Origin of the sequence: Sporolactobacillus sp. THM19-2 (assembly GCF_004153195.1) — a bacterium.
Lineage (GTDB): Bacteria > Bacillota > Bacilli > Bacillales > Sporolactobacillaceae > Sporolactobacillus.
Genome location: NZ_SEMC01000002.1, coordinates 49237 through 72022, shown reverse-complemented (window position 1 = coordinate 72022; position 22786 = coordinate 49237). Strand labels below are relative to the sequence as shown.

Sequence of the window (22786 nt, the reverse complement as noted above, 5' to 3'; positions counted from 1 at the left end):
CGACTATGTTATATTACATCGCGCGACGCTTCTTTCTGATGGTAGTGATCTTGTTTCTTGTAAGCATCATGGTTTTTGCCCTGATAAATGTTATTCCAGGTGACCCGGCAGTTCTCATGCTGGGTCAGGAAGCTACTCCGGAAGCGCTCGCTGCTTTACGTCAAAACCTTGGTCTTAATGATCCACTTTTTATCCAGTATCTGCATTGGGTCGGCGGTGTTCTTCAGGGAAATCTTGGCTACTCCCTGGCCGATCACACGCCAGTAACAGATATCTTGTTAAGTAAAATTCCTGTTACTGTCGAGCTGACGATACTTGCTTTCGTTCTGGCTATTGTCATTGCTGTACCGGTGGGGATCATTAGTGCGGTTCACAAAGGTACAGTATGGGATTATCTGACAACAGTATTTGCTCTTTCAGGGGTATCCATCCCTGCATTCTGGCTGGGCATTCTGCTTATCTACCTTTTGTCGGTGACATTGGGGTGGCTGCCTCCATCGGGATATGTTCCCTTCAGTGATAATCCGGCGAGGAACCTGGTGCTGATGATTATGCCCTCCATTGCACTTGGCATCCGATTGTCTGCACAGCTGACGAGAATGTTGCGTTCCAGTCTGCTTGAAGTGATGCAGGCAGATTATATCAGAACGGGGTTTGCAAAAGGTCTGCTTGAACGGGCGGTTGTTTTTCAACATGCATTGCGGAATGCCATGCTGCCTGTTCTGACTGTCGCCGGTCTTGAACTATCATCATTTCTTGGTGGTGCTGTAATTACGGAAACAATATTTGCTGTCCCCGGTCTGGGTCAACTCATCGTTAATGCGATTCTGACAAGGGATTTCCCGGTTGTACAGGGTGCTATCCTGTTTATGGCCTTTGCAGTAGTCTTCGTTAACTTCATAGTAGATATAGCCTATTCCCTGCTTGATCCCAGAATCAGTCTGGGAGGTGCATCTAAATAATGGGCAAACCTTTACTGAATAATGAACATGTCGAGAATCATATTACTCAGAAGACTGAGGAAATAAAGCGAAAACGAACCGGACATTTCTCAAAGTTATTGAATAATAAGCTTGCGGTATTCGGCGGGATATTTGTTTCTATTTTGATTATTATGGCAGTTTTTGCGCCACTAATCGCGCCTTTTGATCCGACAAAGCAGAATTATGCCCAGGCGTTGCAGCCACCATCTGCGGATCATTGGTTTGGAACAGATACTTTAGGAAGAGATTTGCTGTCAAGAATTATATTCGGAGCCCAGGTATCATTAAAAGCCGGGCTGATATCTGTTGGAATTGCTTTACTTATCGGTATTCCACTGGGGGTTCTGTCAGGATATTTCAGGGGATTCTGGGATGAGTTTATCATTATGAGACTGACTGATGCGATGCTGGCTTTTCCATCACTTGTTCTCGCACTCACTATTGCAGCGGTCCTTGGGCCAAGCTTGAGCCACGCAATGATGGCCATTGGACTTGTGTTTACACCATACTTTATTCGACTGGCACGTGGTGAGGTGCTTTCGCAAAGAGAACGGGAATATGTTATAGCAGCAAGAGCATCAGGATTACGAAACTTTTCGATTATGCTCAGACACATTTTTCCCAATATACTTGGTCCGCTTATCGTACAGGCCACTTTGAACGTTGCCGCGGCTATCATAGCTGAAGCTTCATTAAGCTATCTGGGGTTAGGGACACAACCACCGACACCGAGCTGGGGAGCTATGCTTGCCGAAGGGCAGGGATATATTTCACAGGCACCGTGGATATCAATCTTTCCAGGCTTGTTTATCTTCCTGGCTGTCATTTCCATCAATGTATTTGGAGACGGAATCCATGACTGGTTAGATCCGAAGCTAAAGTAATCGAGGTGCGGGTATGAATAATATTTTGACTGTTGACCATTTAAATATTGGTTTTAAGCAAAGCTATGGACGGACTTCGGTCATAGATGACATAAGTTTTGTGCTAGAAGAAGGCCAGACGTTATGTATTGTTGGTGAATCTGGTTGCGGGAAAAGTTTGACATCTCTTGCTATCATGGGACTGCTTCCCAGTGGCGGTAAAATTATTAATGGACATATTCTGTATAAGGGCAAGGACATAAGCCGTCAGGGTCAAAAAGAGTTAAGTAAAATTCGCGGTAAAGAAATCTCAATGATTTTTCAGGAACCGATGACCGCACTAAATCCCCTGCATTCGATTGGACACCAGATCGCGGAAGTCTTACGTATCCATACCAGGATAAGTAAACATGAAGCGAAAGAGCAAACAATTCATATGCTCAAATTAGTAGGGATTCCGTCTCCGGAAAAAAGATACGGCCAATATCCTCATGAATTAAGCGGTGGAATGAGACAGAGGGTTATGATTGCTATGGCACTTATTTGTCATCCGGGTTTACTGATTGCTGATGAACCGACGACGGCACTTGATGTGACCATCCAGGCGCAAATTCTCGAATTAATTCAGAATTTAAAGGATCAGTTTAACATGTCCCTGCTTTTAATTACCCATGATTTGGGGGTAGTCTCTGAAGTAGCAGATAAAGTGATTGTGATGTATGCCGGACAAGTTGTTGAATATGGTAATACGAAACAGCTCTTTAATGATCCGAAGCATCCATATACCAAGGGGTTAATTAACTCCATTCCCAGATTGGATGAGACCAGGGAAGTGCTTCCAACAATTAAGGGCACCGTTCCGGGACCTGATGAAATGCCGAGAGGGTGCCGGTTTGTATCACGCTGTCCTTTTGCTATGGATATATGTGCCAAAGCAAAACCACCTGAATTTACAGATGGTCATGAAGTGCACTGCTGGTTGTATTCATCTAAAGTTGTGAAAGGGAGTGAATCCCCTTGTCGATAAATGCTGACGCAGTATCTTCAGAAAAACTTCTGGAAGTAAAGGATTTAAAAAAATTCTTCTATATTAAAAAAGGTTTGGCAGGTTTTCGGTACCAGACTGTAAAAGCAGTAGATGATGTTAATTTTTATGTAAATAAAGGTGAGACACTCGGCATCGTCGGAGAATCTGGTTGCGGTAAATCAACCATGGGGCGCTCAATCCTCCAGCTCCAGAAACCGACCGATGGATCAGTGAAATTTGAAGGCATAGAGCTGACAAAATTAAAGAATCATCAGATCCGTAAACTAAGAAAAGATATGCAAATGGTTTTTCAGGATCCGTTTGGTTCATTAAATCCTCGTATGACTATTGGAAGTATGCTGAAAGAAATTGTAAACACGCATCATATTGTAAATGAAAAAGACAGTAGAACATATGTGGAAAATCTGTTGGAGCAAGTCGGGTTGAAAAAAACCTATTACAACCGCTATGCCCATGAATTCAGCGGCGGGCAGAGGCAAAGGATCAGTATTGCCAGAGCACTGGCTGTGAAACCTAAAATGATTGTTTGTGATGAGGCTGTATCTGCACTGGATGTTTCGGTGCAGGCTCAGATTTTAAATCTCCTGCAAAAGCTGAAAAAAGAGTATCAGCTCACATATATTTTCATTTCCCATGACTTATCTGTGGTGAAGCATATCAGTGATCGGGTTGCCGTTATGTATCTCGGACAAATCGTTGAACTCGCAAACAAGACGGAGATTTTTGATCATCCGCTTCATCCTTATCTAAAGGCATTGTTATCAGCTATTCCCCAGGTAAATCAGACAAATCGTGAGCGGATCATTTTAAAGGGAGAAGTTCCGAGTCCGATAAATATTCCTGAAGGCTGCCGATTCCACACGCGGTGTCCTTTTGCTAAAGATATCTGCCGTAAGAAGGTTCCGTCTCTTGAACAGAAAGAAAACGGGCATTGGGTTGCATGTCATTTTGTATAGTTTGAAAAAGATACTGCCTTTGATGATCATTGGGTAAAATGACAGGCAGATGATGCAATCATATAGGGGACGTGCAGAATATATTTGCTCTGTAATCAGGAGGTATTGTTATAGTGACACAGCTGGAAACAGAGAGTCAGCCTGAGCCTGTGCATAAAAGGGGTTCAGCTTCCACACGTTACACAGACATTTTCATCGCCTTTTTCCGCTCGTCGATCCTCAGTTTCGGCGGAGGGCCGTCCGGCATTCCGCTGATCGAGGCGGAAGTGGTGAAAAAATATAAATGGATGACGCTTGAGGAGTTCGGTGATCTTGTGGCGATCGCCAACGCGCTGCCCGGACCGATCAATACGAAACTGGCCGGGTACGTCGGCTGGAAGCTGAAAAAATTCGGCGGGCTGCTCACCGCTCTGATTGCGGTTGTTCTGCCGACGGTCCTGCTGCTGACCGGCCTGCTTAGTTTTCTGTCTGCCTTCCGGGATCAGCGCTGGGTCCGCGGCATGACGGAAGCTGTGCTGCCTGTCGTTGGCGTCCTGATGGCCCAGCTGACCTGGCGCTTTTTTTTCAGCGCGAAAAAGGGGCTGGGCTGGCTGATCAGTCTGATTCTGATCGCCGTCAGCTTCGTGCTGATGGAAGTGCTCCATATTCATCCGGCGATTCTGATTGCACTGACGCTGCTTGTTGTCCTGATTAAGCCTCAGAAAAAACAGGCGGGAGGCGGGAGTAAATGACCCTTCTCTGGCAACTTTTCCTCGCCTTTTTCATCCCGGGGATCCTTGGCTACGGCGGCGGCCCGGCATCGATTCCGCTGATTGAAAACGAAGTCGTCAGCCGCTATCACTGGATGAGCGTCAGTGAATTCAGTAACGTTCTGGCACTTGGTAACTCACTGCCCGGACCGATTGCGACAAAAATGGCCGGCTATATCGGTTATGAAGTCGGAGGCATCCCAGGTTCAATCGTCGCTTTGCTGGCGACGGTCGGCCCTTCGCTGATTCTGCTGATTGTGCTGCTTCGCCTGCTGTACCGGTTTAAAGATTCGCCGAAGGTCAAATGGCTGACGCTCCTGATCCGTCCGATCATCGTGGTCATGCTCGGCATGATGGCCTGGGACTTCTTTTCAACGTCGCAGGCAGAATCCGGCTGGCTCCCGATGATCCTGATCGGAGCCGCAAGTTTCGTGCTGATGCAGCGATTCCGGCTCCATCCGGCCTTTGTTATCGCCGGTGCCCTTCTGATCGGCGGCCTGTTCATGGGCTAAAGCTCTTCCTTTTGGGAAGAGCTTTTTTAATGGAAGTTTTGTTGAATTTCTGTGCGATGCCGAACCATTTTGACTAAGTCGGGCAGTGCCAGAACGACCGGGATGACGGACAGAATCGGGGCGTGATCTGTCCCAGTGATCCGGTAAACAGTGAATCCCGCAGCGCATACAATGGCGGAACTCAGCACCAGTGCTGCTCCGCAAATGATGGCCAGTTTTCCGAAAGTCCGCGTTTTAAAAAATGTGTGCCACTTTTCCTCAGTCATGCGCCTGATTCGAAAGATTAGATGAAAGATGCCAAGAATCAGCCCGACAGTCAGGAGCGATTCGGCGACGGACAGTAGGATAATCTTTAATAGAATAAGCAATAGATTCATCAGGCCACCTCTTTTTTTCTCCATTATACTGGATTGACACACAAATATTGAAAAATTGTGCAGGAATTTCCTGCCCGCAGGACGAATTAGATCATCATGCCCCCGAAAGGAGGAAGAAATGGAATGCAAAAAGCAATACGCCCCGCTGCGTCTGCTCACGGCCGGGGCCCTGCTCGATCATCTGCCGCCAGGATGGTCCGGTTGTATGCCGATTGAGGAGGAGCATGCCAGAAGGCTGACCGGATGGCGCGGCGAGCAGAATCTCGCTTACTACCTCGATCTTCTGACTGAGGATTTCAGAATTTTTTATGGTCTCCGGGAAAACGCGATGAATCATTTTTTCCAGATGGATGTTCTTCTCATTAAAGAAAATTTCGCCTTAATTTTAGAAGTGAAAAATTATGCAGGAACGCTCGTGTTCGAATCCGCTACCGGGCAAATGATCCGACTGTTAAACGGACGGCGGGACGGATTCCCCAATCCAATCGTCCAGGTCCATCGCCAGCGTGATATGATGCATGTCTGGCTTCATGCGCGCCGCCTGCCACAAATCCCCATCGAACCGCTCGTAATCATTTCCAGCTCATCAACAATCATTGAAAACCCGAGTAATTCCCGGGAAGTGCGTGATAAAGTGATTCACGCCGAACAGGTTCCCTTCAAATTAGCCATGCTGATGGAAAAATACAAACACAGCCCGACCCTTTCTCACCTGAATCAGATCGAACGCCGGCTGCTCGACGAACATACTGATCCACCGCTGAATATTCTGGAGAAATACCAGATACTTCCGGACAACCTGCTGCGCGGCGTTCGCTGCCCGCACTGCCATTTGTTCGGCATGCGGCGTGTCTATGCCACCTGGGTCTGCCCGCGCTGCGGCACGGCATCTCGAACGGCCCACGAACAGATGATTCTGGACTACTTTCTGTTATGCGGGGAGACGATGACCAATAAACAGGGCCGCTGGTGGCTGGGCACAGAGAATCGACAATTGATCCACCGACTTACGCAAAAAATGAATATAAATATTGCCGGCTCCGGCCGCGGGGCCGGTCAATACTATGTCAGGCCATCCCATGAATACTTCGATCAGTACGATAGATCCAGAATGAACAGACGCATCCGCTGAGAACTCCCTTTGTACCAGGGAGTTCTTTTTTTGATACTCAGGAAAGTTGGACCGAATCCCGAAAAAGTTGGTCCGAACCCGAAAAAAGTCGATCCGAAACTCAGGAAAGTCGGTCCGAATCCGAGAAAAGTTGGTCCGAATCTCAGGAAAGTCGGTCCGAATCCGAGAAAAGTTGGTCCGAATCTCAGGAAAGTCGGTCCGAATCCGAGAAAAGTTGGTCCGAATCTCAGGAAAGTTGATCCGAATCCGAAAAAAGTTGGTCCTATAATCATAGAAAAGTTGGACCAAATCCAGGAGAAGTCGGTCCAAATCTCAGGAAAGTTGATCCGAATCTCGAGAAAGTCGATCCAAAACCTGAAAAAGTCGGTCCGAATCCCGAAAAAGTTGGTCCGAACCCGAAAAAAGTCGGTCCTATAATCATAGAAAAGTCGGTCCAAACTCCAGAAAAGTCGATCCGAACTCCGAATCCGGTGAACTCCAAATTAAGCAACGATGTGCTTTTACAAAACTTCTCCGTTCCTTCTCTTTCAGGCGTGATCCCTTGTCCTACTTGACTTTTTGGCATATAACCGGAACTCGTTTAATAAGATGTTACAAACTCACAAACGGGGTTTCGAGGTGAGCGCGGCGGGCCTGGAAAGCGTCTGGTTTCCGTTTCCCTCCATACATGGTCTCATTTCGCATCTTCAGATTACAGGAGGCGAGTGGTGTGCACGACTACATCAAAGAGCGTACCATCAAGATTGGAAAGCATATCGTGGAGACAAAAAAGACGGTGCGGGTAATCGCCCGTGAGTTCGGAGTTTCAAAAAGTACGGTTCACAAAGATCTCACCGAGCGGCTGCCGGACATCAATCCCGAACTGGCGAGCGCGGTGAAAAAAGTTCTCGACTATCACAAATCAATCCGCCATCTGCGCGGCGGAGAAGCAACGCGGCTCAAATATCAGAAGGAGACAGAGAAAGCGGTCCAGTCCTGAATCCCGTACAACGCCATCCCGCACCATTCACAGCACAAACCTCACACACAAGCAGCCCGCCAATCTGCGACAAAAGTCGTACTCAAAAATTATTATCCGACAAGCTCCCTGTTTGCATCTATTTATGCTAAAATGAAATAATGTATGATAAACGTACTGGCACGACCAGCGGATGGGGAGGAAATACACAGGTGTTCTCTAGAGATATTGGAATAGATCTTGGGACAGCGAATGTGCTGATTTATGTGAAAGGCCGGGGGATTGTCCTGAACGAGCCGTCGGTCATTGCTTTGGATACGGATACGAGGCAAATGCTGGCAGTCGGTGAGGAAGCAAGACGTATGGTAGGACGCACCCCCGGCAATATTGTGGCTATCCGCCCGCTGCGTGACGGTGTCATCGCTGATTTTGAAATTACAGAAATGATGCTCACTCACTTTATAAATAAAATTAATGTCAAAGGTTTTTTGAAAAGGCCGCGGATTCTCATCTGTACACCGACTCATATCACCTCGGTGGAAAAGAAAGCGATTCGCCAGGCGGCTGAGCGCAGCGGAGGCAAGGAGGTTTACCTCGAAGAAGAGCCGAAAGTTGCGGCGGTCGGCGCCGGCATGGAAATTTTCGAACCCAGCGGTAATATGGTGATTGATATCGGTGGCGGAACAACGGATATTGCTGTCCTCTCTATGGGCGACATTGTAACCTCCCAGTCGATTAAGCTTGCCGGTGATAAATTTGACCAGGAGATTCTCAACTATATTAAGAAAAAGTATAAACTGCTGATCGGTGAACGAACCGCTGAACAAATTAAAATTCAGGTAGGAACCGTTTTCAAAAATGCACGTGATGAGTCGATGGATATCCGTGGACGCGACATGGTCACCGGTCTGCCGAAAACGCTGACCATTCATTCCAATGAAATAGAAGAAGCACTGGCCGGCTCAATCGGCACGCTCATCCGCGCGGCGAAAAACGTTCTCGAACAGACACCGCCGGAACTTTCAGCGGACATCATTGACCGCGGCGTGATCCTGACGGGCGGCGGCGCGCAGCTTCACGGGATCGATCAGCTGCTGGCAAGTGAACTTCAGGTGCCGGTTGTCGTTGCGGACAATCCGCTGACCTGTGTCGTTGAAGGCGCGGGAAAAATGCTGGAGCATCTGGATAAAGCACCGAAACGTAAGGCAAATTGACGAACATACGGAAAAAACGTTTGCAAAGAAGAAAAGCCGGCATCCCGCCTGCTTTTCATACATAAAAAAGAGGTGAAGCGCCATGATCAGAGGGCTCTACACTGCGGCTTCCGCGATGATCGCCCAGCAGAGGCGCCAGGAGATGCTGTCAAATAACCTGAACAATGTCGATACGCCCGGATACAAGCAGGATCAGGACAGACTCCGTTCCTTTCCGGAGATGCTGATCGACCGTCTCGGCGGCGACCGACCGAATCCTCAGCGTGTCGGCACGATCGCGACAGGTGTGTACCAGGATGAGACGATCCCTGACTTCACCCAGGGGAAGCTGAAGGAAACTGGGAAGGCGACAGATGTGGCACTAATCACCTCACAGCTTCCGGTCAATCCGCAGACCGGTGCTCAGGAAGGTGCGCTGCTCTTCAATGTACGGACACCGGCTGGCGAGGCCCGCTACACGCGGAACGGGCATTTTACACTCAGTCCCAGGGGCGAACTGACCGACAGCAACGGCAATCTGGTCCTCAGCACAGCGGGTCAGCCGATTCGCCTTCCCTCCGACCAGTTTGACCTGACGCCAGACGGAACGATCCTGCTCAACGGTGCAGCAGCTGATCAGATTGCGGTCAGCTACGCGGCTGATCCCCATCAACTCGTCAAAGAGGGCGGGAGCCTGTTTCGCCTGAACGGCGGAGACGCTTTGCCCGCAGCAGCCGGTCAGGCTGATATCGCCTATACGCTGAAGCAAGGCTTCACCGAAGGATCGAACGTGTCGCCGGATGAGACGGTCACCGACATGATGGCCGCCTACCGGGCGTTCGAAGCCAGTCAGAAAGTCATCTTGATGCTGGATCAGTCACTGGATAAAGCAGTCAATCAGGTCGGCAGGGTAAACGGCTGATCACATTAAAAAGCGGGTGAACATATGCAGCGGCAAATGATGGCAACAGCAGTCACACTGGGTCAGATCCAGCAGCAGCTGGCCACTGTGGCAGACAATATAGCAAACGTCGGCACGGCCGGGTTCAAAGGACGGGACGCCTCATTCAGCGACCTGCTTTTTCAGAACATCCGTAATGTCGATCCCGCAGCAGACGAGACCGATCAGGCGGGCCGGCTGACTCCCTCCGGCATCCGTGCGGGCAGCGGGGCAAAAATCGGCGATACCCGTCTGGATCTGACGCCCGGCGCCATCCGGCAGACGGGCAATCCGCTTGATCTGGCTCTGACGGCTGACCATCAGTTTTTCACGATCGGCATCGCCGGACCCGGCGGCCAGCGGGTGACCGCCTATACACGCGCCGGCGGTTTTAACGCTCAGCCGGATCCGCAGAACGCCAATCAGCTGCGCCTGCTCACGAAAAACGGTGATCCGGTGCTGGATCAGAATGGTCAGCCGATCACGCTTCCTGCCGGTTACCGCGATCTCGAGATTGATGGCGCGGGAGTGATCACCGTAGTGATGGCAAATGGTGCCCGGATTGCCTCCGGACAGCTCGGCAGAGTTACGGTCAGCCGGCCGCAGCTGCTGGAAAATCAGGGGAACAGCCTTTTTACCCTGCCTGATCTGGCCCCGCTGGGTGTCGGACTGGGCCAGGTGCTCCAGCCTGTCGCGGCAAATGACCGGTCCGTCCGGCAGGGGGAACTGGAAAATGCAAATGTCGATCTGGCCGATGAGATGACGGAACTGATCAATCTGCAGCGCAATTATCAGCTGAACGCACGCTCACTGACTCTCGGGGATCAGATGGCAGGTCTTGTAAACGGGCTCGTGCGCGGATAAGTGGTGAAACATATGATGGCGAAAGATAAAAATCTACATAGTAAAACCGCGGGAACGCCGACCGGCGAAACGCGGGAGTCGGTAAAAAAGGCAAAAGCTGAAGCCCGAAAAGCCGAGCAAAAACAAGAGAGCAAAAAGGAAAGCCAGCCGGTGTACAATCCCTTTTTCAATTATCATAAGCGGAAATTCCCGATCTGGCAGCGCCTGGTTCTGCTGATCAGTATCTGCGCCATCGCACTGGTCGGGGGTGCCATGTTCGGCTATGGTGTTATCGGGAAGGGCAACCCCTGGGAGGTCTTTAATCCGAATACATGGCAGCACATTCTGGACTTTTTGAGAACTGATTAACGAAGGAGAGTTACCCATGTTGAACATAGATGAAATAAAAAAAATCCTGCCGCACCGCTATCCGTTTCTGCTCGTCGATAAGGTCCTCGAAGTCGAAGAGGGAAAACGCGCCGTCGGGATTAAAAACGTCACAGCGAATGAGCCGTTTTTTACCGGCCATTTTCCGGATTATCCGGTGATGCCCGGCGTGCTGATCGTTGAGGCCCTTGCCCAGGTCAGCGGCATTGCCGTCCTGCATCAGGGAACAGCTGAAAAGATGCTGCCCCTCTACGCCGGCATCGACAAATGCCGTTTCAAACGTCAGGTGCGCCCCGGTGACCAGCTTCGCCTGGAGTCGGAAATTCTCCGCTTTCGCTCCGGATTCGCTAAAGCGAAGGGCGTCGCCACCGTTGACGGCGAGGTCGCCTGCGAAGCGGAAATGCTGTTTGCTCTGAAAAAAGCAGAATAAAACACTGAAGCCGGATCGGGGCAGATGGCCTGACCCAGCTTTTTTTTGTAATCATCCCTACCTGATCTCGAGCGGGTTCGATTTTTCTGCGCAGTACACGTCACAAGGTTCCGTTGCCTGCCTCATGACGCTGCTTCCCATTTTCCGGATGTCGGCTGCCCCTTCCTTTCTTGAAAATGCTATTCAACGCTCGTCATGATAAAATAAGCCTAAAGTTGCCTCATCCCTGGCAGTTACGTAGAAAGGCTGCAGAAGATGCCGGTTGGATCAAATTCCAATGATCAACGAGAGGATATCACGCAGTACCCAAGCGGAACAGGGATGACTATTAACTTCAAAACTTATTATACGAGGAGGAATCATCATGGAATGGGATGTCGTCATTAAAAATGGAACGATTGTCACGCCGCGTCAGAAGTTCAAAGCCGATCTCTACATAAAGGACGGAAAAATTGCGGCCCTGTCTGATCAGCCAATCGCAGACACCGCAAAAAAAGAAACCGATGCATCAGGAAAATACATACTCCCCGGCCTGATTGACGTCCACGTGCATTCCCGCGACCCCGGTCCGACCTACAAGGAAGACTTCTTTACGTCCACTCAGGCTGCAGCGGCGGGCGGTATCACAACGATCTTCGATATGCCGAATACGACACCTCCGACCCGCGATCTGGAAAGTTTTAACCGACAGGTGGCGAATCTCACTCCGAAAGCCCACGTTGATTTCGGTCTCTGGGGCATCCTGCTCGGCCACATGAACAGTGCCGATCTTCCGGATCTGGCTGAAGCCGGCGTCATCGGCTTCAAATACTTCTGGGGCTACGCCATAAACAAAAAGACATTTCAGCTGACCTACAACTACCGCCCCGGAATGGACAGCGATGTCATTGCCCCCTTTTCCGATGGTGAAGTGTATAAGATCTTTCAGAACGTCGCAAAAACCGGGAAGGTCATCGCCATCCATGGAGAAGACAGCAGCCTGATTCAGACGCTTACCGAACAGGTGCGGAAAACCGGGCGCAAAGATTACAACGCCCTGCTCGAAGGCCGTCCGAACCTCGCCGAGGAGATCACCGTCCAGATGGGACTCGCCTTCTCCCGCGCGTCCGGCGCCCGGCTCCATGTCCTCCATGTCACGACCGCAGAATCTGTCGAAGCGATCAGGCGAGCGAAGCAGCAGGGCGCACCAGTCAGTGCCGAAACCTGCCCGCACTACCTGTTTCTCAGCAACGAAGACTATCCGCAAATCGGACCAGTGATGAAAATCTATCCGCCGATCAAATACAAAAAGGATCAGCAGCAGCTCTGGCAGGGCATCAATGACGGCACCATCACGATCCTCTCATCCGACCATGCCCCGCACACCCCGGAGGAAAAGAATGGCGATCTCTGGTCGATCCCGGCCGGCATGCCCGGTACCGAAACGCTGGCACCGCTGATGCTGAACGCGGTCAATGAAGGACGTATCACTCTGCAGAAACTCACTGCCCTGCTCTCGGAAAACCCGGCCAGACGCTTCGGCATCTATCCGCAGAAAGGCTCACTCCAGCCCGGTACTGATGCCGACCTGACCATCGTCGACATGGAAAAGGAAACTGTAATCCGCGCCGAAAAACTGCACAGCAAAAGCAAAATCACCGCCTACGACGGCTGGCCCGTCAAAGGCATCCCCGTCGAAACCATCGTCCGCGGCGAAACCATCATGAAAAACGGCGAGATCGTCCATAAGCCGTGCGGCCAGCTCGTTAAACCACTGTAAGAATGAAACCCCTGGCAGCAGCATTCGCTGTTGCCAGGGGTTCTTTACCGGGAATTTGCAGCGAAATAGGGAAGTCGCACCGAATCTCGAAAAAGTCGCACCGAATCTCGGAAAAGTTGAACCGAATGCCGAAAAAGTCGTACCGAAATCTGGAAAAGTCGCACCGACTACAATATCAATCCAGTAGTTTTTTGTGAAAAATCCTTATCAGGGAAACTTGACGAATCATATATAATCGTGTATTATTAATTTGTAAGCGATTACGTAATCGTTCCATAAATTTAAACGTTTGTATACATGTTTTGGGATTGTTACTGTTCGGCAGGCGAAACCCTGACATGACATTTATTTGTCATGTCGGGGTTTTTATTTTTTCAGGATCTTTTTGTTCATGGGATCATTTACATGGGTTCAGGATCTTTCTCACGTCTAGAAATCGTCCGGGCTCATGCGTTCTACGGGTCTTAAAGTATCGGTATCACATTTAGTCCCAATCCGGTCCTTATATCGCCTTGCTGATCGGTTCGTCAGTGTAATAACTTTAATGAACAGAGGTGAACGAAATCTGGGAGTAGTGTATGATTACCCATGGATACCATATGGTTAAGCTTTACATGGGAATCAAGAATCTGTTGCAGGTGACGAATCATGATCATCAAAAAGAAACTGAATAACAACGCAGTCATCGCGCTGAATAACAAAGGCCAGGAAATTGTCGTCATGGGTCGCGGGCTCGCATTTGACAGTAAAAATGGCGATACAGTTAATGAAAAACGGATTGAAAGGGTGTTTATCACCCAATCAGACGAACTGATGCAAAAAATAACCCTTCTTCTTGATGGAATTGACAGCAAATATTTTTCAGTGGCCGGAACGATTATTGATCAGGCCAAACAGGAACTGGCGGGAAAAATCAGCGACAATCTCTACTTCAGTCTGACCGATCATATCCATAACTCGGTAAAAATGTACCGGCAAGGGATCGTGCTCAACAATCCGCTAAAGTGGGATATTGAAAGCATCTATCCCCAGGAATACAAGTTCGGGAAAAAGGCGCTCAAACTGATCAACACCAGTTTTAACGTCCAGCTACCAGAGGATGAGGCTACGACAATCGCCATGCATCTTGTCAATGCGCTTACAGAAAACGGTGACTTTGGCTATACATCAAGAATGACCGAATTCATTAAAGACATCATCAACATTATTCACTATACGCTGAATCTGAAACCGGAGCCGCAGTCTATCAGTTACCTGAGGCTGGTCACGCATTTAAGATTTCTGTACCGGCGGCTGCAAACGCAGGAGAATCAGGATTCAGGTGATCTTTTAATCAAAGACATTGATCAGAAATTTCCGCGCGCTTATGAGTGCACAAGAAAAATTCAAAGCTATGTTGTTTCACAAGGTTTCCCGAACTTGAGTGAATCGGAGAAGTTATTTCTGACCATCAACATCGAACGATTAAACAGATAATTGGCATTTATATAAAAGAATTAACTTCCTGCAAAAAACGAAAACGTTTAAAATAACGTCTTTGAACATCAATGGGCGAGGAGTGATAACGATGGCAGGTAAAAAAGAGCGTTACGAAAAAATATCTGATGATATTCTGAAAAATATAGGTGGAAAAGAAAATGCAATCAGTGCAATACATTGTGCAACCAGATTGCGCATTACCGTCAAAGACAAGAGGAAAATCAACTTAAAGCAGATCGAGGAAGTGGATCTGGCGAAGGGGGCCTTCATTAACGGCAACCAACTGCAGATTATCTTTGGAGCGGGCCTGGTCGATGCGATTACCGCTGTTTTCACGGAACATACGGGCATCCCCGGGAATACGGATAAAGAGGGCGATGCCCACAGTCAGGCAGGGTTGAAACAGAATGCCTTCCAGAGATTCCTGAAATCTTTGACAGATGTTTTCATTGAAATTATGCCAGGCATCCTGGCAGCCGGTATTCTGACAGGCCTGACAAGCATTCTCGGTCAGAAAGGATTGTTCGGACCGCGATCGGTTGTTGAAATGGTGCCTTCACTGGCCGGTATCAACCGGATCATTAACATTGGTGCATCCGGCATTTTTGCGATGTTGCCACTGCTCGTTGTATATTCGGCTACAAAACGTTATGGCGGGCGTGCCGTTCTCGGGCTGGCAATGGGGACGGTCATGATGTCGGCCAGCCTTCCCGATGCCTTTGCCGTCGGGAGCGGGGCAGCGAAGGCCGAAATCGTCCATATTTTCGGACTGCCCGTCCAGCTGATCGGTTTTCAGGGTGGAATCATCGTGGCCCTGCTGATGGGCTATGCAGTTGCCAAATTAGATCAGTTTTTTACAAAAAAATTACCCGGCGTCATCCAGTTTGTGCTGGCACCGATGCTGACAATCCTTGTTTCTTCACTATTACTGTTCATCATTATTGGACCTGTCGGGCAATTACTTGCGTCCGGGATTACCAACTCGCTCGTCTGGATGGCGAATACACTTGGTATATTCGGCTACATGATTTTTGCCGGTATTCAGCAGATTATCGTCATCACCGGCCTGCACAACATGTTCGGGGCAGTTGAGGCCCAGCTACTCTCCAGCACTGGCCACGATTTTCTGAATCCGCTGATGTCTGTCGCACTTGCCGGGCAGGGCGGCGCGGTTATCGGCTACATGATTCTGAAGTGGAAGCATGCAAAAACACGTGAACTCTGCATCTCCGCATTCACATCTGTTTTGTTCGGGATATCTGAACCGGCGATTTTCGGTGTGAACCTAAAATATAAGTTTCCTCTACTGGCCGGATGTATAGGCGGTGCGCTTGCAGGCGGCTATGTTTACCTGACCAGGTTAACGGCGCTGAGCTTTGGAACAACGGCTCTGCCTGGCATTGCCATTGCCGAACCCGCTAACAATGGCTATCTGAACTATATCATTGCCAATCTGATCGGGATCGCCGGTGGAATCATTTTCACCCTCCTGCTCGGGGCTTTTCATCGGGAAACCGTAACGGAAAAAGGGCCCGTTGTATCTGATAAGTCTCTGACAGAAAGCATTGCTCCAGTTGAACGGCGTGATGATGTCCTGTCCCCGGTGGCTTCGGGTAAATCTATTGCCTTATCAGACGTAAACGACAAGGTGTTCTCGTCAGGCTCATTAGGAAAAGGGGCCGCCATCGTGCCGAACAAAGGTGAAGTGGTAGCGCCTGCGGACGGCCAGATCCTCACTGTTTTTGTGACCGGACATGCTATCGGGTTCCGGACGGACAGCGGCGCCGAACTGCTGATTCATATTGGCATTGATACTGTGAAACTAAAGGGGAAATTTTTTGATGTCAGAGTTAATCAAGGGCAGAAGGTCAATCGAGGTGATCTGCTTGTGAACTTTGATCTTGAGGAACTTAAAAAACTTGGTTATGATACAACGATTTCTGTCGTTGTCACCAATTCAAATGATTTTCATGAGATTGATCGTATTGAAAATGAGACGGTAATCGATCGAAACAGTAAGTTTCTAGCAATTACAGCATGATTGTAATAACTAAATCTGTTACCTGATAACAAATAAACAAGATTGGAGTTCAGAAAGATGTCCAGAAAAAATGAAGTGGAAGAACGCTACAGGAAACTTGAAGATGCAGATATAGAGGTGTGGAAGACAAAAATTAGAACGATTGCTCATGCACCATGGCGGCAAACTTACCACATTCAACCGCCGATCGGGAGATTGGGTGATCCCAATGGCTTCAGTTTTTTTCACAATCAGTGGCATCTCTTCCATCAATGGTCACCGCTCAGTCCCACGATTGGTCTAGCCTATTGGCGCCATCTGGTGTCGCAGGATCTGATTAATTGGAAAGATATGGGTATTAGTATAAGACCGGATTGCCCATACGACAGTCATGGGGCCTACTCAGGGAGTGCGCTTACTATAGGAGATAAGCTGACGATCCTGTACACAGGCAATGTGCGCGACAACGAAAATAACCGTCATGCCTATCAGATCAGGGCAGATTACAGGGACGGAGAGCCAGTTGACAAGTTTAGCAAACCAGTAATTTTCCGTCAGCCCCGGGGCTATACCGCGCATTTCCGCGACCCGAAAATGTGGAAAGCGGCCGATGGCAGTTATTATCTTGTTATCGGCGCCCAGACGAACGATGAAGAAGGGACGTCACTGATATACCGTTCACCGGATGCCGGGGAATGGCACTGCGTCGGCCGTCTCAATCCATTTGATAAAAAGATCGGCTACATGTGGGAATGTCCCAACCTGTTCTGGCTGAACGAAAAACCTGTATTTCTGTTCTGTCCTCAAGGCTTGGACAAATCACTGTGTCATTATCAAAATGTCTACCCGAGTGCATACGTAGTCGGTCAGCATCTTGATTTGAAGACTATGCGCTTCAACCCGGTGAACCCGGAGATCCATCTGGTCGATAAAGGATTTGATTTCTATGCCCCCCAGGTCGTGTCAAACGCCGATCGGACTGTTCTGGTCGGCTGGATGGGTGTACCGGAAGTGAACTACCCGACAGAAAAATATGGATGGTCCGGCTGCCTTACGCTTCCCCGCGAACTGAAGCTATCAGGCGGGAAACTTCTGCAGCAGCCAGTTGATGAATTGAAGGATCTGCGCGGTTTTCGAAGGCCTGTCAGTGGGCAAATGGAAGAACCTGGCGCCCTATCTATCCTTCCTGTTCCCGGCGAGCCAGCGTTCGAACTGGATTTAACTCTGACAGGAACCGGGATGACAACGCTCAATCTAAGAGAAGACAGGAAGCAAAACAAGAAACTTAGGATTCGCTTGAATTTTGAAAACGGCTTAATAGAAGTTGACCGCAGGAACAGTGGCGTACTTTTCGGTGAAAAATTCGGAACAAAAAGATATGCTCATTTTTCATCGGGAAAAGTGAGGCTGCATATTTTTATCGATCAGTCCTCATTTGAGCTGTTTGTTGATGACGGCTCATCCGTACTGTCAGGCCGATTTTTTCCGGACGGTGAACAGGTGGAGACATCAGTCGTCAATGAAAGTGGAACAGTTATCTATTCGGGGAACCATTGGAATCTTAAAAATGTATCTGAATGAAACATTCCTGTACCAATAAAAAAATGAAGGCAAAAGATCCTTTGTCATGAACTGACCCCTTGAAGTTGGACAACAAAATTCAACTTCAGGGGGTTTTACAATGACCAAGTATTCCATTGATTTTAAGGTGAAAGTGATTGGTGAGTATTTCGAAAGGATGGGATGTACCTCATTGTGTCATAAGTATCATATTCCATCTGATAAAAACTTTTTAAGCTGGGTACATCGCTATCAGACAAACGGTCTGGCTGGAATTAAAAGTTGTGATCAACGGCCGGAATATACCTGCAATTTTAAATTGAAAGTATTAAATTGGATGAAGGAGAACCATTCATCATCACTCGAAAGTACAGCTCTTCATTTCAATATCTCTTCACCGTCTACGATCTATCAATGGGATCGACGGTTTGAGACAATGGGTGTGGACGGACTAAAAAACAAGCGAGGACGTCCACCAATGGGGAAACATAAGAACCTGGACAGTACAGCCAGCAGGAACGACAAGGCCAAAAATCCGCTTCAGTCTGACGCGCAGCGGTTTAAGAATCTTGAATTGGAAAATGAGCTTCTTCGGATTGAGAATGAATACTTAAAAAAATGAGATGCCTTAGTTCGCCAGAGAGTACAACGCGAGCGGAACAAACGCAAATCGTTACGGAGCAAAGGCAGAACTACTCTCTGACCCATATTCTGCAGGTGGTAAAGCTGCCCAGGAGTGTGTATGACTATCAGCGCCATCGCAAACAACAGAATGAAGATGAGGACCGAATCACTGCCGAAATTATGAATATAAAGCTGGATAACCCGGATTATGGCTATCGACGTGTGATTCTGCCCCTGAACAGCCGTCATCTCACAGTGAATCACAAAAAGGTTCAACGCATCAAGAGAGCAGAAGGCCTTCAGTCGATGGCGTACACCAAACGGATCCGTAAGCACAGTTCTTATTAAGGGGACCGTTGGTAAGGTCGCTAAGAATCACCTGAAACGCTGGTTTATGACCGATCGTCCTTACCAAAAGCTGCTCGCTGATGTATCTGAATTCCGATGGGGTCACCAAACCATCAAAGAACGGCTCTATCTTGAATCAATTATGGCTCTCTATTCTGATGAAATTCTGGATGCCTGGCGTGCGTGAGTTTAACACTTATGCGAAACAGGGCGCAACTCGGGATCATGTTTGGGGACCGCTTCACGTCCAGTCTCCCAGACAAAGATTTATGACGTTTGAGTTTAACGCTTTAAGTTCTCCTAAAAAAGGGCAAAATAAAAGAAGAGAGTGATCCTCTCCCCCTTTTTAGCTGAACCCTGACAGGTGCTCGAGTTACTCTCCAGCAGCGCTCTATCCCCCTGTCAGGTAAGAGCTTTATCAGTGTGAACCTAACCAAGAAAATTAATCATTTACACAAAACAAATGACATTCCCCCAGAAATCTCAGAAAGTCAGTCCAAATTTCAGAAAAGTTGGTCCGAATCCGCGGAAAGTTGATCCGAATATCTCAGAAAGTCAGTCCAAATTTCAGGAAAGTCGGTCCGGAACCAGAAAAAGTTGGTCCGAATCCATGAAAAGTTGGTCCGAATCCATGAAAAGTTGGTCCGAATCCATGAAAAGTTGGTCCGAAATCTCAAAAAGTCGGACCGAGTCCCGAAAAAGTCGGACCGAGTCCATGAAAAGTTGATCCAAAATCTCAGAAAGTCGATCCGGAAGCAAAAAAAGTTGGTCCAAATCCGAAAAAAGTCGATCCGAATCCCGAAAAAGTTGGTCCGAAATCTCAGAAAGTCAGTCCAACCCCCTAAAAAAAGTTGATCCGAATCCATGAAAAGTTGGTCCGAAATCTCAGAAAGTCGGACCGAATCCGCAAGAAGTCGGTCCGAATCCCGAAAAAGTTGATCCGAATTCTGAAAAAGCTGGTCCGGAAGCAGAAAAAAGTCGGACCGAATCCCAAAAAAGTTGGTCCGAATTCCGAAAAAGTTGGTCCGAAATCTCAGAAAGTCAGTCCAACCCCCAAAAAAAGTTGGTCCGAATCCATGAAGAGTTGATCCCAAAATCTCAGGATAGTTGATCCGAATCCATGAAAAGTCGGTCCAAAATCTCAGAAAGTTGGTCCAAAAGCAGAAAAAAGTCGGATCGAATCCGAAAAAAGTCGATCCGAATCCCGAAAAAGTCGGTCCAAATCCATGAAAAGTCGGTCCAACCCCAATAAAAGTCGGTCCAAAATCTCAAGAAGTCGATCCGAATTTCGGCAACCCTCGAAGACAGCGCCTCCTCCTGTCACCCGGTATAGATCTCTCCATCCGGATAGCGGATATCCACTTTTGAGCGGCGGGTGACGGAAAAGGCGAGGGTCAGTGGGCCAACCTTGCCGAAGAACATCACGCACATGATCACAATTTGCCCGAACACGGACAGCTCAGAAGTCGCTCCGATGGACAGTCCGGCGGTACCGAATGCCGAGATCACCTCAAACAGAATCATCATAAATGGCAGATCCTCCGACAGGCACAGTAAGAACAGAGCCAGGAACACCACAGCGACGGAAATCGAGATAATCGACACCGCACGGACAATCACCTGATGTTTAATTGTACGTTTGTTTAACACCACTTCACGCCGCCCGCGCAGGAACGTAGCGACTTCTGCCACCACAATCATGAACGTCGTCAGCTTGATACCACCGCTCGTTGATGTGCTGCCGGCGCCGATAAACATCATCAGCATCGTCAGCAGGAGCGCCGCCTGGCTCAGTCCGGCCGGATCAAACGTACTGAATCCGGCCGTCCGTGGCGCGATACCCTGAAAGAAAGCCGCCCATGCCTTATCCCATCCGCTCAAAGCGCCAAGAGTCCGGGGATTGCCCGCTTCAATCAGGAAGATTGCGAGAACGGCGCCAACATTAATGATCACCGTACCGACGAGCATCACCTGTGAATGCAGCTGCAGTTTACGAAAACGGCGCGTCGACAAGAGATCGGCCAGCACCGTAAAGCCGATACCGCCCAGCGTAATCAGCATCGTCAGGGTGAGATTGACAATCGGGTCACCGACGTACTGCGCCATACTTCCGGGGAAAAGGGAGAACCCCGCCTGGTTAAATCCGCTGATCGAATGGAAAATGCTGTAATAAATTCCGCGTCCCCAGCCGTAATCCGGTATAAAACGGAAGGCCAGGAAAAAAGCACCAACCAGTTCAATCACAAAAGAAAACGTGAACAGCCAGCTGACCAGCCGGATTACACCGCCGATGGACGGTGAACCGAGCGCCTCCTGCATCAGCTGCCGCTGGCGGATGGATATTTTCTTACCCATCAGGACAAAAAAGAAGACCGCAAACGACATCACGCCGATGCCGCCAACCTGAATTAGTACCATCAGAACAATCTGACCAAACAGGCTGAATGTCGCAGGGACGTCAAATAGCGTAAGACCCGTCACTGTCGAAGCGGAAGTAGACAAAAAGAGTGCATCCAGCCATGAAATCGGCCGGACAGTCGACACAGGCAGCTTCAGCAGTACCATCCCGATCAGGATCAGAGCAGCCAGCAGCCCGGACAGGAGCAACGGCGGATTAAACGTCACTGGCTTCAGGTCCAGCCGGGCGAGTATTTTCCTTATCCACAACAACATGAATGTATCAGTCCCTTACTTAATACAAAGGCCTCTGCACTCAGAGGCCTTCCTGTTCGAACCGCTCCAGATCTTCACTTTTTCCGATGATCAGCAGCACATCGCCGCGATCAAGCTTCAGTTCGCCGATATTCCGCACGATCACCTGCTGGTTGCGCCGGATGGCAATCACGTTGCAGCCGTAGTTGGCCCGCACGTCAATCTCCATAATCGACTTCCCAATCAGCTGGTCCGTCACTTCAATTTCAATAATGCTGTAATCCTTTGACAGCTCGATATAATCGAGAATCTTGTTCGCCGTTGCCAGATGCGCAATACGGAATCCGATCTCGACTTCCGGCCGGATAATCTTGTCTGCCCCGAGCTTCTTCAGAATCTTCTCGTGATAATCATTTTGCGCTTTGGCCCAGATCTCCTTCACGCCTGCCTCTTTCAGGAGCAGCGTCGTCAGAATGCTCGCCTGAATATTTCTGCCGATCGCCACAATCACGTGATCGAAATTGCGGATCCCGAGTGCCTGCAGGACCTTCTCATCTGTTGAATCCGCTTGCACCGCCTGCGTCACAATATTTGAAAAATCATTGACCTTATCCAGATCAGTATCGACAGCAAGAACCTCGCAGCCCATATTGCTCAGCTCTGTGCAAATGCTTGCCCCGAGCTGGCCGAGTCCAATCACCGCGAACTGTTTATTCATGTAAAAACTTCCTTCATAAAAAGATCCGAGAATCGCTGATTTCCTATAATGTAACGGCAGAAAACAAAAATGTCAAATACCCGTAAATCCCGGACCATCCGCACTGAAAACCGGCCGAAAACGTGGGAAAAAAATTTCTTTTATTTCGGTTTATCTGTGAAAAACAGGCGAGAGAGATCCATAGAGTGATTCATTTTGATTGAACAATCCATCTGACCATTGAAACAAAAATGTAATCGAACTGTAAAGGCAAGG

The 22786-nt window shown here is 48.8% G+C and carries 24 protein-coding genes; 21 read left to right on the top strand and 3 right to left on the bottom strand.

Annotated elements, in window-relative coordinates:
- Positions 1-5: 5 nt before the first annotated feature.
- The 6 genes from EWH91_RS02190 to EWH91_RS02165 all read left to right on the top strand — a co-directional run bounded on the left by EWH91_RS02190 (position 6) and on the right by EWH91_RS02165 (position 5111).
- Positions 6-962, top strand: coding sequence for an ABC transporter permease (locus EWH91_RS02190; RefSeq protein WP_129928385.1), 957 nt, complete (start codon positions 6-8; stop codon positions 960-962).
- Positions 962-1867, top strand: coding sequence for an ABC transporter permease (locus tag EWH91_RS02185; protein WP_129928384.1), 906 nt, complete (start codon positions 962-964; stop codon positions 1865-1867). The genes EWH91_RS02190 and EWH91_RS02185 overlap by 1 nt, the downstream gene beginning before the upstream one ends.
- Before the next feature lie 13 nt (positions 1868-1880).
- Positions 1881-2873, top strand: a complete 993-nt coding sequence (locus tag EWH91_RS02180) for an ABC transporter ATP-binding protein (protein ID WP_129928383.1) — start codon at positions 1881-1883, stop codon at positions 2871-2873.
- Complete coding sequence (locus EWH91_RS02175; protein WP_129928382.1) at positions 2864-3850, top strand: ABC transporter ATP-binding protein; 987 nt, start codon at positions 2864-2866, stop codon at positions 3848-3850. The genes EWH91_RS02180 and EWH91_RS02175 overlap by 10 nt, the downstream gene beginning before the upstream one ends.
- 149 nt (positions 3851-3999) lie before the next feature.
- Positions 4000-4581 carry a chromate transporter gene (locus tag EWH91_RS02170; RefSeq protein ID WP_129928614.1) on the top strand — a complete coding sequence of 194 codons (582 nt, stop codon included), beginning with the start codon at positions 4000-4002 and terminating at the stop codon, positions 4579-4581.
- Positions 4578-5111: a chromate transporter gene (locus EWH91_RS02165; protein WP_129928381.1), complete on the top strand. Its 534-nt coding sequence runs from the start codon at positions 4578-4580 to the stop codon at positions 5109-5111. Before EWH91_RS02170 ends, EWH91_RS02165 begins: the two co-directional genes overlap by 4 nt.
- Before the next feature lie 26 nt (positions 5112-5137).
- Here EWH91_RS02165 and EWH91_RS02160 read toward each other — a convergent pair whose 3' ends face one another.
- Positions 5138-5488, bottom strand: coding sequence for a hypothetical protein (locus tag EWH91_RS02160; protein WP_129928380.1), 351 nt, complete (start codon positions 5486-5488; stop codon positions 5138-5140).
- Between the two features lie 118 nt (positions 5489-5606).
- Here EWH91_RS02160 and EWH91_RS02155 point away from each other — a divergent pair, with 118 nt between their 5' ends.
- From EWH91_RS02155 to EWH91_RS14410, 15 genes are all read left to right on the top strand, one after another.
- The gene (locus EWH91_RS02155; RefSeq protein WP_129928379.1) at positions 5607-6620 is read left to right on the top strand and encodes an NERD domain-containing protein; all 1014 of its coding nucleotides are present in this window, start codon (positions 5607-5609) and stop codon (positions 6618-6620) included.
- Positions 6621-6650: 30 nt separating this feature from the next.
- The gene (locus EWH91_RS02150) at positions 6651-7037 is read left to right on the top strand and encodes a hypothetical protein (protein ID WP_129928378.1); all 387 of its coding nucleotides are present in this window, start codon (positions 6651-6653) and stop codon (positions 7035-7037) included.
- A gap of 292 nt (positions 7038-7329) precedes the next feature.
- Positions 7330-7599 (top strand): sporulation transcriptional regulator SpoIIID, encoded by a 270-nt coding sequence (gene spoIIID, locus EWH91_RS02145; RefSeq protein WP_129928377.1) that lies wholly within the window; start codon positions 7330-7332, stop codon positions 7597-7599.
- Positions 7600-7790: 191 nt separating this feature from the next.
- Positions 7791-8792 carry a rod shape-determining protein gene (gene mreB, locus EWH91_RS02140; RefSeq protein WP_129928376.1) on the top strand — a complete coding sequence of 334 codons (1002 nt, stop codon included), beginning with the start codon at positions 7791-7793 and terminating at the stop codon, positions 8790-8792.
- 82 nt (positions 8793-8874) lie between these two features.
- Positions 8875-9693, top strand: coding sequence for a flagellar hook-basal body protein (locus tag EWH91_RS02135; RefSeq protein ID WP_129928375.1), 819 nt, complete (start codon positions 8875-8877; stop codon positions 9691-9693).
- Between the two features lie 24 nt (positions 9694-9717).
- Positions 9718-10575 (top strand): flagellar hook-basal body protein, encoded by an 858-nt coding sequence (locus tag EWH91_RS02130; protein ID WP_129928374.1) that lies wholly within the window; start codon positions 9718-9720, stop codon positions 10573-10575.
- Between the two features lie 12 nt (positions 10576-10587).
- Positions 10588-10923 carry a DNA-directed RNA polymerase subunit beta gene (locus EWH91_RS02125; protein ID WP_240697232.1) on the top strand — a complete coding sequence of 112 codons (336 nt, stop codon included), beginning with the start codon at positions 10588-10590 and terminating at the stop codon, positions 10921-10923.
- Between the two features lie 16 nt (positions 10924-10939).
- Positions 10940-11371 (top strand): 3-hydroxyacyl-ACP dehydratase FabZ, encoded by a 432-nt coding sequence (fabZ, locus tag EWH91_RS02120; RefSeq protein WP_129928373.1) that lies wholly within the window; start codon positions 10940-10942, stop codon positions 11369-11371.
- A 364-nt stretch (positions 11372-11735) separates the two neighbouring features.
- Positions 11736-13130, top strand: coding sequence for an allantoinase AllB (gene allB / locus EWH91_RS02115; RefSeq protein ID WP_129928372.1), 1395 nt, complete (start codon positions 11736-11738; stop codon positions 13128-13130).
- A gap of 648 nt (positions 13131-13778) precedes the next feature.
- Complete coding sequence (gene licT, locus EWH91_RS02110) at positions 13779-14606, top strand: BglG family transcription antiterminator LicT (protein WP_129928371.1); 828 nt, start codon at positions 13779-13781, stop codon at positions 14604-14606.
- 91 nt (positions 14607-14697) lie between these two features.
- A complete protein-coding gene (locus tag EWH91_RS02105) occupies positions 14698-16650 on the top strand; it encodes a glucose PTS transporter subunit IIA (protein WP_129928370.1) in 1953 nt (650 codons plus the stop codon).
- 57 nt (positions 16651-16707) lie between these two features.
- Entirely contained in the window at positions 16708-18210 is a 1503-nt protein-coding gene (locus tag EWH91_RS02100; protein ID WP_129928369.1) for a sucrose-6-phosphate hydrolase, read from the top strand.
- Positions 18211-18310: 100 nt separating this feature from the next.
- Complete coding sequence (locus EWH91_RS02095; RefSeq protein ID WP_129928368.1) at positions 18311-18811, top strand: helix-turn-helix domain-containing protein; 501 nt, start codon at positions 18311-18313, stop codon at positions 18809-18811.
- A 116-nt stretch (positions 18812-18927) separates the two neighbouring features.
- Positions 18928-19161 (top strand): IS3 family transposase, encoded by a 234-nt coding sequence (locus EWH91_RS02090; protein ID WP_165364216.1) that lies wholly within the window; start codon positions 18928-18930, stop codon positions 19159-19161.
- A gap of 46 nt (positions 19162-19207) precedes the next feature.
- A complete protein-coding gene (locus tag EWH91_RS14410) occupies positions 19208-19348 on the top strand; it encodes a hypothetical protein (RefSeq protein WP_165364215.1) in 141 nt (46 codons plus the stop codon).
- A 1133-nt stretch (positions 19349-20481) separates the two neighbouring features.
- Here EWH91_RS14410 and EWH91_RS02085 read toward each other — a convergent pair.
- Positions 20482-21834: a TrkH family potassium uptake protein gene (locus EWH91_RS02085; RefSeq protein ID WP_129928366.1), complete on the bottom strand. Its 1353-nt coding sequence runs from the start codon at positions 21832-21834 to the stop codon at positions 20482-20484.
- 40 nt (positions 21835-21874) lie between these two features.
- The gene (locus EWH91_RS02080) at positions 21875-22531 is read right to left on the bottom strand and encodes a potassium channel family protein (protein WP_129928365.1); all 657 of its coding nucleotides are present in this window, start codon (positions 22529-22531) and stop codon (positions 21875-21877) included.
- Between the last annotated feature and the right edge of the window lie 255 nt (positions 22532-22786).